We start from the raw sequence: 14,027 nt of genomic DNA, 5'->3' as shown, positions 1-14,027 counted from the left end.
TCAGTCGGCCAGCGAATCGCTGCGATTCATGCCTTCCTTCAACAGAGTCTCGTGAATCGGCGCCATGCGCCCGAAGATGCGCTGGGCACGCTCGGGGCGACCGATGAAGCCGGGTTCCTTGGCGTAGGCGAAGATCACGGTGTGACGTTCCTTCTCGCCTTCCACCGGCGTCACCCGGTGCAGCGAATAGCGGCCGAAGAACACCTGCAGGTCACCCGGTTGAAGGTCCAGCGCCTTGAGCCGCGAACGGTCGCCGTCCAGCACCTGCTCGACCTCGTCGAAGTTCTCACCCTCGGGGCTACGGATGCCCGGGGCATACTCGAAACGGCCACCGCCGTGGGACTGGCGGGTCATCATGGTGACGATGAACTCGTTGGTGTCGTAGTGCCAGGGATGCTGGCAGCCCTCTCTCAGCACGTTGACCACCAGGTCCGCCAGCGGGTCGGCGTACTGATGAATCTCTTCCATGCCCACGACAGTGGCGATAAAGCGCTGGAAGTCCGGGTGCTGGTAGACCTGGCGAATGATGGTGTCTTCGCCGATGCGATCGCCGGCGACAAAGCCGTTGGTGCGATCGTCGAAGCGATTGAGCGGATGGCGGGCCGGGCGCTCGGGATCGCCGGCATTGTTGTAGGGGTTGGTCTCGGTCTGGTTGTAGTGCGCCTCGGGCGACAGCCGCTCGGTCTCGCGCTCCAGCCGCGCCAACGCCTCCTCGGGGACAAAGTTCTTGAGTACCACACAGCCATCGTCGGCCAGCTGTTCGTGACAGCGCTGGATCAGCGCCCGTCCGGACTCGCCGTCCAGGTCATGAATCGGGTAGTGCTCAAGGTCGATCAGACCGTCCAGCGAGGAAGTGGTGGGCGCATCGGTGGCCTGCATGAGGAACTCCTGCCTGTCTCAAGTGATGTTGGACAGGATAGAGAGCGCCTCTTCATAATAGAAATGAATGGTTGAGATATCACTTATTTCAAAGGCTCATCGATTATGGATACCGACCTGCTCCGCGCCTTCGTCACCGTGGCCGAGTGCCAGGGCTTCAGCGCCGCCGGCCGCGTGCTGCACCGCACCCAGTCCGCCGTCAGCCTGCAGATCAAGCGACTGGAGGACCAGATGCACAAGTCGCTGTTCGAGCGCACCAGCCGCAGCGTGCTGCTGACGTCCGACGGTGAACGGCTGCTGCCCTATGCGCGACACATGCTGACGCTGGAGGACGAGGCCAGGGCGGCACTCGGCGACCGCCAGCACGGCGAGAAGATTCGTATCGGCACCTCCGAGGAACAGGCCAGCGCCTACCTGCCGGAACTGCTGCCCCGGTTCGCCGAGGCCTATCCGCATACCCGCATCGAGGTCATCTGTGGCATCAGTGCCGACCTGGTGGACAGCTTCCAGCAGGGCCTGCTCGACGTGGTCCTGTCGATCCGCCACGGACCGACGCAATCGGGCCAGTTGCTCGGCTGGGAACCCATGGTGTGGGTCGCGGCAGAAGATGCCGATCCTACCCGTGGCAGCCGACTGCCCCTGGCACTGAATCCCGAAGGCTGCATCTTTCGCGCCCACGCCCTCGCCGCCCTGGGGCGTCAGGAACGCGCCTGGGAACTGCGTTACTCGAGCCAGTCCCCCACCGGCATCAACCTGCCGGTCCAGGCGGGGCTCGCGATCACCGTCAAGACACCCCGCAGCGTACCGGCGGGCTGTCGGATTCTCGGCGAGGAGCAGGGCCTGCCGGCGCTCGGCCAGGTGGAAATCGAGATGCACCGGCGCCCCGGACATGCGAGCGACGCCTTCAACACCTTCTGCCAACAGCTCGAGGAGGTCGTCACCCACAACGACGCAGTCGCCGTGCCCGAGTTTCAGGACCAGGCCTGAGCCTGGCTCGACCGCGTGTCGGTCGAATGCCTGAGTCGCAATATCATGATCGTGACGGATTAATGGTTTGATTACCTCGTCATTACAGGCGAACTACCCCCTGATCCCTATATCGCCACAAGGAGAGATACGCCACACTTCAATAACCAGGATTCTCCGATGGTCTCGCCTGCCCGGCGGTGCCCTTGTCCTGGTCCGGAGATGACAGTGACCACGCCATTTGACGACTCCCTCGAACCTCGGGCTTCCCAGTTTGCATCGGTTGGAATGGATGGAATGGAGCTCCTTGAACAGGAACTCGAACACCTCAGAGCTCGGCATCTAAAGCTTCGCGAAGAGGTCGCAGCCATTCGCCACTATGCCGGCGACAACCTGCCCGCCAAGGCCGGCCTCGTCATCGTAAAGATGCTGGAAGACGCCTTGAAATCCTGACCGTCTTCTCTTCCCGAGAACCAACATTCTTGCCGCTGCCAATGCATCTTCTTGCTCGTTGATCGGGGAAAGGGCCTCGACGACCTTGCCGCTTTGTCGCGCCTCGGGATTACCCGCCAGCGGACAATAGTGCGCCTCTGGCCTCTCCTTTTCTTGCCGCTGCCATAAGGTATAGTCACGGCTATATGTCTTTGTTTTGGCTTAAACTTGCAGCCTTGGTAAAGAGTTGCATCTGTCAGCCTGCGCGCTAATATCGCCATGCAAATTCGCTATCGTGTCCATAGCCAATGCCCGGAATATCGGTCGTGACGCTGGGCACGAGGCTCTTTCATCGACATCACGTATTTTCAACAGGCAACCGCCGGATTCGCACCTTCATGACGCCCACTTCGACCCTGCTGCTCGCCTTTTCGCTGTCTTCCGATGCCTTTGCGGCCTCGGTCAGCAAGGGTGCCTGCGTGCGTCGGCTGCGTTTCGTGGTGGCCCTGCAGACCGGCCTGCTGTTTGGTCTGGTGGAAGCCACGACGCCGATCATCGGCTGGCTGCTCGGCACCAGCGCCTATGACACCATTGCCCACTGGGATCACTGGATCATCTTCTTCCTGCTGCTCGCCCTGGGCGGCAAGATGATCCACAGTGGCCTCGCTCCCGCCTCCAAGGACTGCGCCAGCTGCGATTGCGGCTCGACCAGCGATCGCACCCGCTGGTGGCTGATCATCGCCACCGCGATCACCACCAGCCTGGACGCCATGGCGGTGGGCGTAGGTCTGGCGTTCATGAACGCCAACATCTGGGTGACGGCACTGGCGATCGGTGGTGCCACCACCCTGATGGCGACCCTGGGCATGCTGCTGGGACGCCGGCTCGGCAAGACGGTGGGGCCGCGTGCCGAGATCATCGGGGGGCTGGTATTGATCGCCATCGGCGCCACCACCCTGTATCACCACCTGCTCGCCTGATCCTCTTGCCCGATCGACCCTGTCGCGATCCCGGGCAGGTTAACTGCCAATGACTCGCTCCTAGCGCTCATCCATGCCGGCAACACGCCTGCTATAGCAAAGTTCGTCCACGATCTCGCCCGTTTTGTCGATAGTCTGGTGCACTATTGCCGGTATCAGACGGCTGGACACCTCATGATCCTCAAGCCCAGCGCACAGGCGGCTCGATTGCCACGATGGATAGCGGTAACCGTTCTGGCCGTTCTGCTGACCGGCTGCGCTGAGCACTCCCCTCTCTCGCCAGCAGCGTCCGCCACCAGAACAGCCACCAGACCAGCCACCGAGATGACGTCAGCCCCCCTTGCGGGTCACGGCTTCCAGTCGTCGGTACAGATCGTTCAGCGTGACCAGATTTCCGGCGACCGACAGCACCTTTCGGCCAGCCCGGCGCTGCCCAGCGCCTCCCGTTCCGCCGAGCTGGTGGCCGGGGGGATCGGACGGATGACCGCTAACCAGCTCACGACTCAAGGAACCGCCGTGGCCCGTGCTGTCGGTGCCGACGGATGGGCCAGCGCTACCGAGTCCGCCCTGGCAAGCACCGGGGCCTACCTTGAGGGACCACTGGGGGGATCTCTGGAAGCGGTTGAGGGTGTGCTCGACAGCGTCGCTGCTCTGCCGTTACTGCATCGCTTCGATGACCGGCTGCAGCGGGTGCTGTCACTGGACCGCTATCGACGTCGCCTGGCCAGCACACTGGGCATCGGCCAGCAGGAACTCGATCTCGAGGAGCCATGGGGCGATCTTGAGCAGTCACTGACCACCCGAGTGGCTAACGCCATCCAGCTCGGCCTGGAACCGATCCTGATCACCTCCGACTCCTTGCTGTGGCCAAGCCTGGCGGCGGACCTGATCGTCGCCGGAGGCGATGCGCTGTCAGACGTCAGCGCCACCACCGGCAACGCCCTGGTCGACGCCTCCGCCAGCGGGCTGAGTCGCGCCGGCCAGTGGGTCGCCCTGGCCGGTCAGGTGCTGGGAGGCAGGCGTGATGAGACCAGCCTGCAAGGGGTGGCGGCGCGCACGGCGCTGCGCCATGGCGGGATCAGCCACAGCGGCATTCCACGGCTGGATGAGCAGGCCGTCGTCGGACTGGTCGAGAGTATCGGAAACGATGAGCGCAGCACGCTCACGGCAGCGACGGACCTGGGCCGAGGCAGCCTGAGTCAGATGCTGGCCACCGAGGCGGTGGGCCTGACCGGTGAGTTCGGCGTCATGGTCACGCGTCCCGGCGACATGCTCGACGACCGGGTGGCACTCGCCCTGGCCCCGGCCCAGCAGCTAGGCGACATGTCGGCCAATCTGTCATCCCTGGTAGGCGACACTCGCACCACCCTCGAGGAGGTCGGACGGCTGGTCGATGCCGGCCAGGACCTGTCCGGGCGTTTGCAGGGTCTGGTGCTGGCGGACAGTCTGGACAGTGGTGTCACGACCCTTGGGCGCGTCGATCAGGGCCTCGACAGGACCGGCAACCGGCTGCTGCTCCTGGCCGACACCCTGGCAGACGGGCTGGCGCAGGCCGATACCCGCATCGAGACGCTGGCCGATCGCCTGGGAGGCACGCTTGACCCCGTCACCAGCGCCCAGCAGGACGGCGTCAACCGCCTGGCGGACGCCGTGGTGCAGGCGCCGATGTCCAGTCGCCCGTTAAGCGAACTGGGAGACGCCGTGGTCGCACTGGGCGACGGCATGCGCCTTGCGCCAATCGCCGCCGGGCTCGACTGGATGATGGTGGTGCCGGTACCCGGGCGCGAAGGCCCGCTCGCAGGCGACACACCTGCCGACTCGCCAACCGCCGGCACAGACACCGACCGCAGTCCCGGCCACCCCACCGTCGACGGCCACGCCGGCTCCCGCGCTGACCATATGCCTTGAGAAGCCGCGCCCCTTACAGCATCATCACAGCGCCGCCGGCGTGCAAGGGTCACCCTTTCCACCAGGATAACCCCGGCTATCGAGGCGCTGCCTATTGCCGTGCTGCCTATGCCAAATCTCCCCAGGGCGAATGGACCAGAGCGCTGGCCGGCGTCGGCGCCAGCGGCAGCAAGGGCAGCAGGGTCGCCTGGAAGGCGTGATAGATGTCCGCCGAGCCGGCGTCGATGATCGTCCTTGCGCAACACACAGTCATCCGGTGCAGCGAAGTTGGCGGAGTGCGGCATGGCGCCCCCCGGGGTGACGATGATGGTGGCGAGGCGAGACCAAAGTGCTACACGCCCAGGCCGGACAGCACCTACTAGCCATGCTAGCATGACTACCATACAAGCAATACCAGGCCGGAACTCAAAGGCTCAACAGTACAAGAGCTAAAAAGCTCAACGAAAGGTAGGTGCCCCCATGCTGACCCCCGCAATCGCTGAACTCTGGGAACAGGATGCCGCCGGAGGATCGGTGCGTCAGCGGCTCTACCGCGTGCTTAGACTCGCCATCATCCGGATGCAGTTCGCCCCCGGCCAGGCACTGTCCGAGAAAGAGATTTCCGACGCCTTCTCGGTCAGCCGCCAGCCGGTGCGCGAAGCCTTTATTCGCCTGTCCGAGGCAGGCCTGGTCGACGTTCGCCCACAACGCGGCACCTATGTCGTGGGCATCTCGCAGAAGTCGGTGCGCGAAGCGCGCTTCGTCAGGGAGGCGGTCGAAACCGCCGTCAGCGCTTCCGCCGCCAGGCAAGGGCTCGCCGACAAGGTGATCTACGAGCTGCGGGATCTGATCGAGCGACAGATTCGCTGCGCCAGCAGCGGCCAGTATGACCAGTTCTTCATCCTCGACGAGGACTTCCACCGCGTGCTCGCCCTTGGCGCCGGACACGAGACCGCCTGGCGCGTCATCGAAGAGGTCAAGGCACAGCTAGACCGGGTGCGCTACCTCAGCGTGCCTGACACCACGCCCTTCGAAAAGCTGGTCCAGCAGCACGCCGACATTGTCGATGCCATCGAACAGAGAGACGAAGACAAGGCCCACCAAGCCATGCTGGTGCATCAAAGCGAGATCCTGATCTCCCTGCCCCAGATGGTGCAGCGCTTTTCGTCGATCTTCGAGGACACCAACGGCTGATAGTTATCTACCCGGCAGACGTCTCTCATGGGCAAGGGCCACCCGCCCCCTGCCCTGCGGCCATCACCGTTCCGCCCTGTGACAATATTGAGCACAACGGCAAACGCACCTGCAAGGCCATCGATCACCTTCACCGCCCCGCGCGCGAGCGAACTGGCAGACTGGACCAGCGACCAGGTCGACTGCACCGCACTGGGGCTGGCCGCCTAGGTACGCTACACCTCCGGCGTCTCGCTCGACGGCCTGCCACATGAGGTGAGCGACCCGCTGGCATCGCGCTTCATCGAGCTGCATGAACGTCACGGCGATGACCCTGAAGCGCTGGTGGCGGCCTTTCTGGCCCAGCAAGACATCGTCCCTGCGGCCCTGGCGGCACAGCAGGGATTTGCCGATGCTGTCACCGATGGCTACCGCCGACTGATCAATACCGGGCTTGCGGCGTCACTGAGCACCCTCTAGCCGGACTCGAGAAAAGGAGATTTCCATGCAACACACCTGGCGCTGGTTCGGCCCCAAGGACCCGATCCGACTCGAGGAGATTCGCCAGACCGGCGCGACCGGCATCGTCACCGCGCTGCACGAGGTGCCCAACGATGAGGTCTGGTCCCGGCAGGCCATCGCCGAGCGCAAGCAGATGATCGAGGACGCTGGCCTCGAATGGTCGGTGGTGGAAAGCGTGCCGGTGCACGAGGCGATCAAGAAAGGACTGCCGGAGCGCAACGCCCTGATCACCCGCTACTGCGACACCCTGCGCAATCTGGCGGCCTGCGGCATCGATACCGTGTGCTACAACTTCATGCCGGTGCTCGACTGGACCCGCACCGACCTGCGCTGGGCGATGCCGGATGGCGCCCTGGCGCTACGCTTTGACCAGACAGCCTTTGCCGCCTTCGACCTGTACCTGCTCGCCAGACCAGGCGCCGAGAACGAGTACAGCGACGACGAGAAGACCGAAGCCAGGAGCTACCTCGATAGCCTGGATGCCGAAGCCCGCCAGTCACTGGTCGATACCCTGATCGCCGGCCTGCCCGGCGCCGAAGAGCACTACACCCTGGAGCGCTTTCGCGAGGTACTGGCCGGATACGCCGAGATCGACGCCGCGCGCCTGCGCGAGCACCTCGGCTACTTTCTGAAAGCGGTCATCCCGGTCGCCGAAGAACTCGGCATCAAGATGGCGATCCACCCCGATGACCCGCCCCGGCCGCTGCTCGGCCTGCCCCGGGTGGTCTCGACGGCGGCGGACGCCGAGTGGATCCTTGCGGCCGTCGACAGCCCCGCCAATGGCCTGACGCTGTGCACCGGGTCCTACGGCGTGCTCGCCGCCAATGACCTGGCCGCCATCGTTCAGCGCTTTGGTCCCAGCATCCACTTCGTGCATCTGCGCTCGACCCGGCGCGAGTCCCCCGACCCTCGCTCCTTCCACGAGGCGCCGCACCTGGACGGTGACGTCGACATGGTCGCGGTCATCAGCGCGCTGGTCGCCGAGGAACGCCGTCGCGAGCGCGAAGGCGGCCGACGCTTACCGCTGCGCCCCGACCACGGCCACCACATTCTCGACGATCAGCACCGCGCCACCGCCCCGGGCTACCCGCTGTACGGCAGGCTGCGCGGCCTGGCCGAACTGCGTGGCGTCGAGACCGCGGTGCGCCAGCTCACCTGACGCCCTGGCGTTCTACCAGCCGCTGCGCTGGCGACGCCCGTCGCAGCGGGAGTGGTCCAGCGCAACGAAAACGACCAGGCGGGGAGGCGCATTCCCCGCCTGGTCGACTCAGAACACCTTCATCCCGCCTGGTCGGCTCAGCGCAAAAACCCCGCGTCGAACACCACTCAGGTCGGCAGATACTCCTCGCTCCAGCTCTCCGACACGACGCCTTCGGCGATCAACCGATCGATCTCCTCGGGGCTGTGCCCCAGCTCTTCGAGCACCTGACGGCTCGAGCTGCCGTACTTCTCCGACGGCGCCAGCGGATAGATGCGACCTCGCTTGGGACGGATGGCGTACGGATCGAGCTGCGTAATGACGTGACCGCTGGGGTGTTCGTCGTAGACGGTGAAGGAGTAGCTGCCACGATCGATGCCCGGGGTGTTGTCCCAGCGCCGCGAGTTGTAGGAGCGCAGGGCCTCGATGTTCTCGCACACCGCCGCGGCGATGCCGGCCTTCTGCAGCCGTTCCACCCAGTCAGTGGCCACCGCATTGATAAAGCGAGGTGCCAGATAGGCCGCCCGCTCCTCCGGCGGAACATCGACCACCCCTTCGATCCCCGGCACCTGGGCGAACTTGTGCAGGTCCCGCTCGTAGGCGCTGATCAGCACCACCCCGTCGGCGGTGAAATAGAAGCGTGACAGATCGTCGTAGCCGTTGAGTTCACGGCCCGAGGGCTCGTCGAACAGGCCGCGTCGCTCGTAGTCGTAGCAGAACGGCATCTGGGCCAGGCCGCTGAGCGCCGACAGCGAGGTCTTGACCCGGCTGACCCGGCGGGTACGCAGCTTCTGGTACAGGGCGGTGGCGACACCAAGAGAGGCACCGAAGCCGCACATCACGTCGATGGTGCCGACGTGGGCGTGCTCTTCTGGCGTGTCCATGCTGCCCCCGAAGCGCAGCATGATGCCGGTGGTGGCCTGCACCAGGTCGTCGTAGCCCAGGTAGTTGGTCCGGGGGCCCGCCTTCACCCCGCTGAAGCAGTCGAGCTGGCAGAAGATCGCCTCGGGATTGATGCGCTGCATTTCCGCCTCGGTCAGCCCCATCCGCTCCACCTGCCTGTCGGTGGCATTCCACACCACCACGTCGCTCTGGCGGATCAGCTCATCGAGAATTTCACGCCCCCGAGGCACCTGGATATCGGTCAGCAAGGAGCGTTTGGAGCGCATATGCGACAGGCCGAAGATGACCGTGTTCCAGCAGTCGTAGAACGGCTTGGCGGGGTCCACCTTGATGATGTCGGCGCCGAAGCGAGCCAAAAAGGCCACCGAGTGGGGACCGGCGATGACGTTGCACAGATCCAGCACCTTGACGCCTTCGAGCCAACCGTCCTTGGCGTTGCGCGCACGAACCCGGGGCAGCTTGGTCTCGATGCGATGCAGCACCGCCAGCGCCTGGTCGAACGACACCCAGCGGCGCGGCGTCGGGGTGAGCATCTCGTGGCCGCTGTCGTGCAGCCAGACCATCGGGCCGGGCTGGGTCATCAAACCGAATTCGGGATCATCCACTTCGATCATCAGCCCGGCGGTCTCGGCGTGGTCGTCGTGGATCCACTCCTGCAGCCAGCGCTGCGGCGCGCCGGGGAACTTGCCACGGCCGAAGATCTTCTCCCACTCCTTGGAGGTGCGGGTCAGGAAGACCTCCTTCATACGCGCGGCGATATGATCCGCCCACCGCTTGGGCAGCGGGTAGACGCCAAGTGACACGTCACTCTGCCACTGGCTGGTGGGCGCATAGGTGTCGGGCTCTTCCACCAGCCCTTCTTCCACAAGTTCATCGTAGAGACCGAGCACCTTGAGGCAACGCTTGGCGTGCTCCTTGTGACTCGGGCAGACCACGTAGAACATGCGCCCGTCCTTGCACTTGTAGCTGCGATAGAAGGGGTCGAGCAGTTCCTGCAGTTCGTCGTAGTCCAGGTTCATCGGCGCGCCTTCGATGCGGCGACGCTCGATCTCCTTTTCGCGCTGGGTCTTGTAGCGCTCCGGCAGGCCCTCGATCTTGATCGAGTTGTAGCAGAGGCCTTCCATCAGGGCGCAGGCGATGGGCACTTCGATCTCGTCGCCGAGGCCGGTACGCTCACGCGCCTGCAGCGCCAGGGTGACGGCGGTGGCCGCCAGCATGGTGCCGTAGGCCGAGCCCAGCGGCAGCGGCGAGAAGGACGGATTTATCCCCATCAGCACCCGGTTGAGCCCCATGTCGGTAAACACCCCCGAGTGGGCGGCGATGACGCTCTCGAAGGCCCGCCAGTCACGGCGCAGCTCGTCGTTGGAGGCAAAGCCCGGCATCGACAGGGTGATCAGCTCCGGACGCTCTTCGCGCAGCGCGCTGAAGTCGATGCCCAGGCGCTGCATGACGCCGGGCCGGAAGCTTTCGATCACGATATCGGCCTCCTCGATCAGCGCCAGCGCCTGTTCGAGGCCCTCTTCGGTCTTGAGGTCGATCGTCACGATCAGCTTGTTGCGCTGCAAGGTGGCGTTGGCCGGTGACTCCCACATGGGGCCCGTGGGCGGGTCCACGTGAATGACAGTGGCGCCCAGGTCGGCGAGGATCATCGCCACCGCAGGGCCGGCCATGTACTGACCGAAGTCGATGACCTTGACGTCCTTGAGCGGCAGTTGGGAATGAGGATTCGGTGACATCGGGGTCTTCCTGTAAAGCAAGGGTGGCAACGGGAGGAGGCCGAAGCCTCCTCGGTGACGTCAGTGTTTGTCGTCCTCGATGACCAGGTGGGGTTCAAGGACCTTCTTGGCGAAGTCCTGGCGAAGCCAGCGCACCAGTGACCATGCCAGGATCGCCAGCACGGGAATCATCGGCAGCGCCACCACGATGGTGGAGGTCTGCACCGGCTTGAGCCCGCCAAGCTGGATCAGCGCTACCCCGACGCCGGCGATCAAAAATGCCCAGATCAGGCGGATCTTGCGCTGCGGTTCCTGATAGCCAGACAACTTGCGCGAGGTCACCGACGCCAGCACGTAGGCGGAGCTGTCCAGGGTCGTCGCCAGGAAGATGAAGCACAGCAGCACGAACAGGGTGGTAATCACGCCGGACATCGGCAGGGTGCCGAGGATCGCCTCGACCGCGGCGGGGATGCCTTCGGCCGAAAGAATGGCTGCCACGTCCAGGGTGCCGGAGATCTGCAGGTCCAGCGCATAGCCGCCCCACACCGCGAAGAAAACCCAGCAGCCCAGGGAACCGAACACCATTTCGGCGATGATCAGCTCACGGATGGTGCGACCACGCGAGATGCGGGCGACGAACAGGCCCATCATCGGGGCGTAGGCGATCCACCAGGCCCAGTAGAACACCGTCCAGTCGCGCCAGAAGCTGGAGTCCCCCACTGGGTCGGTCCACATGCTCATGGGCACGAAGTTGGAGACCATCTTGCCGAGGCTGTTGACCCAGCCTTCCACCATGAACAGGGTGTCGCCCACCACTAGGGTGAAGACCAGCAGTACCCCCGCCAGCAGCACGTTGATGTCCGACAGGATCTTGATGCCCTTGGCCAGGCCGAACCAGACGCTGGCGGAGAAGATGGCGGTCCAGATCAGCAGCACCGCGATATCCAGCATGAACGACGGTGACACCCCGAGCAGGCCGCTCAGCAGCTGCGATACGAGCGGCACCGCCAGCCCCAGCGAGGTACCGACGCCACCGACGATGCCGAACACCACCACCGCATCGAGAAGCGCGCCCCACCAGCCGTCGGCATGACGCCCCAGCACCCCGCGAGCGGCCACGGACAGCCTGACGCCCGGGCGGTTGTGGACGAACATGGAGTAGGCGATCGGGATGGCCGGCAGGCAATAGAAGGCCCAGGGCGTGAAGCCCCAGTGGAACTGACCGTAGGTCAAGGCCCACTCGGCTGCTTCCTGTGAGCTCGGCTCGACGCCGAAGGGAGGCCCGGTGAAATAGTAGATGGGTTCGACCCAGGCCCAGTTGACGATGGCGATGCCGATACCACCGGCAAAGATCATCGCCACCCAGCTGAAGTAGGAGAACTCCGGCTTGTCATCGGGGCCGCCGAGCCGCACGTTGCCGTAGCGACTGATGGCCAGGCCCACCAGAAAGACCACCACGGCGATGCCGGCGAGCAGATACAGCCAGCCGAATCGCCCGGTGGCAAAGGCAAAGGCCGCATTGACCAGTGCGGCCCCCGACTCCGGGAACACGATGATGGGCAGGATCAGGCCTGCGATGACCAGCACGGCGGGCACGAAGACCCGCAGGTCGAGCCGATCGGAATGGGACTCTGGCGCGTTCATCAGGGATACCTTTATCGTTTGTTGTTGTGACGCTTGCTGCGCAAGACACCGGCGCTCAGCCGGCGGCCTCGAGCATCCAGCCCGCCGCTCGCTCGGCGATCATCAAGGTCGGCGAGTTGGTATTGCCGCTGGTGATGGTCGGCATGACGCCGGCGTCCGCCACCCGCAGTCCCTGGATGCCCCTCACCCGCAGGCGTGAGTCGACCACCGCCATGGGATCGTCGGCCTGCCCCATCCGGGTGGTTCCGACCGGGTGGAAGATGGTGGTGCCGATGTCACCGGCCAGCCGCCACAGCTCTTCATCGGTCTGGTACTGGACGCCGGGCTTGACCTCCTCCGGTTCGTACCTGGCGAACGCCTTCTGCTCGGCGATCCTGCGGGTGACGCGCAGCGAGTCCGCCGCCACCCGTCGGTCCTCGTCGGTGCTCAGGTAGTTGGGGGCGATGGACGGCGCCTGGGCCGGATCGGCGCTCTGAATCCTGACGCTGCCGCGACTGGTCGGATTCAGGTTGCAGACGCTGGCGGTGACCGCCGGATAGGGATGCAGCGGCTGGCCGAAGGCCTCCAGACTCAGGGGCTGGACGTGGTACTGGATGTTGGGGTGCTCGTGCTCGTCGCTGCTGCGGGTGAAGATACCGAGCTGAGACGGCGCCATGCTCATCGGGCCTGTGCGCTTGAACACGTATTCCAGACCGATGCCGGCCTTGCCCCACAGGGTGCTGGCCATGGTGTTGAGGGTCTTGGCGCCCTTGACCTTGTACACCGAACGAATCTGCAGATGGTCCTGCAGGTTCTCGCCGACCCCCGGCAGTTCGTGGACGACGTCGATGCCGTGCTGCTTGAGCAGCTCACCAGGCCCGATACCGGAGAGCTGCAGGATCTGGGGTGAGCCGATGGCGCCGGCGGACAGCACCACCTCACGGCACGCCCTGGCCAGCTGGGTGGTGCCCTCGCGCTTGACCTCGACGCCTTCACAGCGCTTCTCGCCATCGGGCTCGCCGCCGGCGACGATCAGCCGATTGACCTGGGTGGAGTGCCACAGCGTCAGGTTCGGCCGCTTGAGCGCCGGACGCAGGAACGCCTTGGCGGTGTTCCAGCGCCAGCCGGAGCGCTGATTGACCTCGAAGTAGTCGACGCCCTCGTTGCTGCCACGGTTGAAGTCTTTGGTCCGTGGGATACCCGCCTGGACCGCCGCCTCGGCGAAGTCGTCCAGCACCTCCCACTTGAGCCGCTGCTTCTCGATGCGCCACTCGCCACCGTGGCCGTGAAAGTCCCGGTGCGCGGCGTCGGCGTCGCCGCCCTCGTCCAGACGATAGTGATCCTCGTGCTGGATGAAGGCCGGCAGGCAGTGCTCCCAGCGCCACTGATCGTCACCGGTGACCTCGGCCCAGTGGTTGTAGTCCCGGGCCTGGCCGCGCATGTAGATCATGCCGTTGATGCTCGAGCAGCCGCCGAGGGTCTTGCCGCGCGGGTAGAGCAGCGAGCGCCCGTTGAGGCCCGCGTCCGGATCGGTGCGAAAGCGCCAGTCGGTACGCGGGTTGTCGATGCAGTACAGGTAGCCCACCGGCACGTGGATCCAGTGGTAGTTGTCGCGACCACCGGCTTCGATCAGCAGCACCCGGTTGTTGGGGTTGGCGCTCAAGCGATTGGCCAGCAGGCACCCGGCGGTGCCTGCTCCGACCACGATGTAGTCAAACTCGCTGTCGTATTGTTGTGCGGTTGTCATCG

General features: G+C 64.9%; 12 protein-coding genes. 7 read left to right on the top strand and 5 right to left on the bottom strand.

Annotated elements, in window-relative coordinates:
• Nucleotides 1–879: a HalD/BesD family halogenase gene (locus tag NFH97_RS15745; RefSeq protein ID WP_045991824.1), complete on the bottom strand. Its 879-nt coding sequence runs from the start codon at nucleotides 877–879 to the stop codon at nucleotides 1–3.
• 105 nt (nucleotides 880–984) lie between these two features.
• Here NFH97_RS15745 and NFH97_RS15740 point away from each other — a divergent pair, with 105 nt between their 5' ends.
• The 4 genes from NFH97_RS15740 (at nucleotide 985) to NFH97_RS15725 (ending at nucleotide 5,165) form a co-directional block, all read left to right on the top strand.
• A complete protein-coding gene (locus tag NFH97_RS15740) occupies nucleotides 985–1,866 on the top strand; it encodes a LysR substrate-binding domain-containing protein (RefSeq protein ID WP_045991825.1) in 882 nt (293 codons plus the stop codon).
• Between the two features lie 207 nt (nucleotides 1,867–2,073).
• Nucleotides 2,074–2,298: a hypothetical protein gene (locus NFH97_RS15735; protein WP_157033011.1), complete on the top strand. Its 225-nt coding sequence runs from the start codon at nucleotides 2,074–2,076 to the stop codon at nucleotides 2,296–2,298.
• Between the two features lie 377 nt (nucleotides 2,299–2,675).
• Nucleotides 2,676–3,257, top strand: a complete 582-nt coding sequence (locus tag NFH97_RS15730; RefSeq protein ID WP_349625101.1) for a manganese efflux pump MntP — start codon at nucleotides 2,676–2,678, stop codon at nucleotides 3,255–3,257.
• Between the two features lie 324 nt (nucleotides 3,258–3,581).
• Complete coding sequence (locus tag NFH97_RS15725) at nucleotides 3,582–5,165, top strand: hypothetical protein (RefSeq protein WP_349625100.1); 1,584 nt, start codon at nucleotides 3,582–3,584, stop codon at nucleotides 5,163–5,165.
• Between the two features lie 106 nt (nucleotides 5,166–5,271).
• Here the strand turns inward: NFH97_RS15725 and NFH97_RS15720 are convergent, their stop codons facing one another.
• Nucleotides 5,272–5,418, bottom strand: a complete 147-nt coding sequence (locus NFH97_RS15720; protein WP_349625098.1) for a hypothetical protein — start codon at nucleotides 5,416–5,418, stop codon at nucleotides 5,272–5,274.
• A 206-nt stretch (nucleotides 5,419–5,624) separates the two neighbouring features.
• Here NFH97_RS15720 and NFH97_RS15715 point away from each other — a divergent pair, with 206 nt between their 5' ends.
• The 3 genes from NFH97_RS15715 (at nucleotide 5,625) to uxuA (ending at nucleotide 7,998) form a co-directional block, all read left to right on the top strand.
• Nucleotides 5,625–6,338: a GntR family transcriptional regulator gene (locus NFH97_RS15715; RefSeq protein WP_349625097.1), complete on the top strand. Its 714-nt coding sequence runs from the start codon at nucleotides 5,625–5,627 to the stop codon at nucleotides 6,336–6,338.
• Between the two features lie 255 nt (nucleotides 6,339–6,593).
• Nucleotides 6,594–6,797, top strand: a complete 204-nt coding sequence (locus NFH97_RS15710; protein ID WP_349625096.1) for a hypothetical protein — start codon at nucleotides 6,594–6,596, stop codon at nucleotides 6,795–6,797.
• A 25-nt stretch (nucleotides 6,798–6,822) separates the two neighbouring features.
• Nucleotides 6,823–7,998: a mannonate dehydratase gene (gene uxuA / locus NFH97_RS15705; protein WP_349625095.1), complete on the top strand. Its 1,176-nt coding sequence runs from the start codon at nucleotides 6,823–6,825 to the stop codon at nucleotides 7,996–7,998.
• Between the two features lie 167 nt (nucleotides 7,999–8,165).
• On the opposite strand, the gene NFH97_RS15700 is transcribed toward uxuA, so the two are convergent.
• From NFH97_RS15700 to NFH97_RS15690, 3 genes are read right to left on the bottom strand one after another with little or no spacing between them, the layout of a single operon-like run.
• Entirely contained in the window at nucleotides 8,166–10,676 is a 2,511-nt protein-coding gene (locus NFH97_RS15700) for a CoA transferase (protein WP_349625094.1), read from the bottom strand.
• A 60-nt stretch (nucleotides 10,677–10,736) separates the two neighbouring features.
• Nucleotides 10,737–12,299, bottom strand: a complete 1,563-nt coding sequence (locus tag NFH97_RS15695) for a BCCT family transporter (protein WP_349625093.1) — start codon at nucleotides 12,297–12,299, stop codon at nucleotides 10,737–10,739.
• Nucleotides 12,300–12,354: 55 nt separating this feature from the next.
• Complete coding sequence (locus NFH97_RS15690) at nucleotides 12,355–14,025, bottom strand: GMC family oxidoreductase (protein WP_349591401.1); 1,671 nt, start codon at nucleotides 14,023–14,025, stop codon at nucleotides 12,355–12,357.
• Nucleotides 14,026–14,027 lie beyond the last annotated feature (2 nt).

Origin of the sequence: Halomonas sp. SCS19 (assembly GCF_040147015.1) — a bacterium.
GTDB lineage: Bacteria > Pseudomonadota > Gammaproteobacteria > Pseudomonadales > Halomonadaceae > Halomonas > Halomonas litopenaei.
Note: the sequence above shows the minus strand (reverse complement) of the source record. Positions and strands in the feature narration are given on the sequence as shown.